3 protein-coding genes are annotated in these 2,168 nt (G+C 25.0%); all 3 read left to right on the forward strand.

Annotation, left to right across the window (positions count from 1 at the left end):
• The first annotated feature begins 172 nt into the window (after positions 1 to 172).
• From OC701_RS02590 to OC701_RS02600, 3 genes are read left to right on the forward strand one after another with little or no spacing between them, the layout of a single operon-like run.
• Positions 173 to 1,360 (forward strand): alanine--tRNA ligase, encoded by a 1,188-nt coding sequence (locus tag OC701_RS02590; protein WP_420887969.1) that lies wholly within the window; start codon positions 173 to 175, stop codon positions 1,358 to 1,360.
• Positions 1,351 to 1,797, forward strand: coding sequence for a Holliday junction resolvase RuvX (ruvX, locus tag OC701_RS02595; RefSeq protein ID WP_304514523.1), 447 nt, complete (start codon positions 1,351 to 1,353; stop codon positions 1,795 to 1,797). Before OC701_RS02590 ends, ruvX begins: the two co-directional genes overlap by 10 nt.
• Before the next feature lie 47 nt (positions 1,798 to 1,844).
• Positions 1,845 to 2,051 (forward strand): hypothetical protein, encoded by a 207-nt coding sequence (locus OC701_RS02600; RefSeq protein WP_304514524.1) that lies wholly within the window; start codon positions 1,845 to 1,847, stop codon positions 2,049 to 2,051.
• Positions 2,052 to 2,168 lie beyond the last annotated feature (117 nt).

Consider the following 2,168-nt stretch of genomic DNA (forward strand, 5'->3'; position numbering starts at 1 on the left):
AAAGAGAGTGAATTATGGAAAGCCGGATGCTTGGAAACTTGCTTGTCCGGTTTGGACGGGGGCTGATTGTAAATAAAACAGCAAAGATAAATCGCTGCATAAAACGCAATTAATCTATCCGTATTTTAGTACTTCGGCTAAAGTTATTAAAGTTTTCAAAAATGGAATTGTTTTGGACAAAACTCCTTTTTATGCCGAAATGGGAGGTCAAATTTCAGATTCTGGCATGATTAATCAAAGTTATATCGAAAAAGTTATTAAACTGCCTCATGGACAATTTTTGCACTATACCCAAGATTTTTTTGAATTAGGTCAACAAGTTCAAACATACATCGATTTGCAAAAAAGACATTTGATTACTTTAAATCATACAGCAACACATTTATTACATGCTGCTTTAAAAATTTTATTTAATCCCGATATAAAACAATGTGGTTCTTTTTTGAATCATAAAATTTTAAAATTTGATTTTAATTATTATAAATCTTTATCTTTAGATAATCTTATAACAATAGAAAACAAAATAAATTCATGGATTAATAAAAAATATCCTATAAATGTTAAAATAATGAATTTGGAGGAAGCTCAAGATCAAAAAATACAATTACTCGATCAAATTGAGTATAATGATATTGTTAGAGTAATCGAAATTAATGACATTTCAATTCAATTATGTGGCGGAACTCATGCTTTTAATACTTTATTTTTGGAGAAATTCGCTATTTTATCTTATACTTCTATTGGTTCTGGAATTTATAGAATTGAAGCAACTACGACTAATTATAATATTATTATGGGTTTTGATTCTAAAACTAAACATTTACGTTTACAAGAAGAAAAAATATTGAATAAAATAGAACAATTTTATTATGATTTGGATAATAAAATTAATATTCCTCAATTTAAAGAAACCAAAGATAGTTATAAAAGTATTTGTGTTTATAAAGAATATTGTGAAGAATTACAAAAATTATGGTTACAAATACAAAAAAAAAATAATCAAAAAGCTATAATGCAAATGATGAAAGAAGCAGACAAAATTATACCTTCTAAAATAGAACCTTGCATGTTTTTAGGTTGTGATAATATTAATATTGACGAAAATATGTTGAAAAATCTTTTGGATTATTTAATACAAAAATTAAAAATTAATTTTTTATGTTTATATAAACAAAAATCTGAATATTTTATTTTAATTTGTAAAAGTAATATTGATAGTATCAATGCTAAAATGTTTATAAAACGTGTAAATATTATTATTGGAGGAAAAGGCGGAGGAAATGCTAATTTTGCTAAAAGTGTTAGTTATAACAAGGATAAATTAATAATATTGAAACAAGAATGGTTAAGATGTCTATAAAATCAAAATTATATCAAAAAGAAATTTTTTTAGGTTTAGATTTAGGAGAAAAAACTTTGGGAATTTCATTTTCTCAATTCGGAATTATTGCTAAAAATTTAAAAACAATTAAATTTGAAAGGCATCAATATCATAAATTAATTCCACCTTTATCTAAAATAATTGCTGAACTTAATATCAATACAATTGTCTTAGGAGATCCTAGGCATATGAATAATAATATAGGATTTAAGTCTAAAATTAGTATTGCTTTTAGCAAAAGAATTAAGAAATATTTTCCATTTGTTAAAATTTTTTTATGGGACGAACGGCTTTCTACTAAAGAAGCCATTGATAATATGTATCAGGCGCAATATAAAAAAAAACAAATATTCAAATTAAAAGATGAAATGGCTGCTACAATAATTTTACAAAATTTTTTAAATAATCAAAGATAATTAAATTGCCTATCAAAATAAAAATAAAATTATAAAGAAATTAATCTATGTCTATATTTTATAAAACAAAAACTAAATATTTAGAAAAAATAAAAAAATATGCTATAAAAGAGCATATACCCATTATCCAAAAAGAAACCAGTTTATTTTTAGAAAAGTTTATTAATCAAAAAAAAATAATAGATATTTTGGAAATAGGCACTGCTATTGGTTATAGTGGGGCGCCAAAGAGGCCTAAATTTCCTGCTATCTAACCAATAGCCAGGGCCGATAAACCCTGAAAGGATATGGTCGGTTTATCAGACGAAAGAATGATAGATTATAGCAGACTATAAAAGCGGGTTGCGACGAAAGCAAATTAGTCAAGAAGA

The organism is Candidatus Phytoplasma bonamiae (genome assembly GCF_030586845.1).
Taxonomy (GTDB): Bacteria; Bacillota_I; Bacilli_A; order Acholeplasmatales; family Acholeplasmataceae; genus Phytoplasma; species Phytoplasma bonamiae.

What these genes read in the sequence shown, in the direction of transcription:
- ruvX (WP_304514523.1), top strand. Translation starts at nt 1,351, where the DNA reads ATGTCTATAAAATCAAAATTATATCAAAAAGAAATTTTTTTAGGTTTA.
- OC701_RS02600 (WP_304514524.1), top strand. Translation starts at nt 1,845, where the DNA reads ATGTCTATATTTTATAAAACAAAAACTAAATATTTAGAAAAAATAAAA.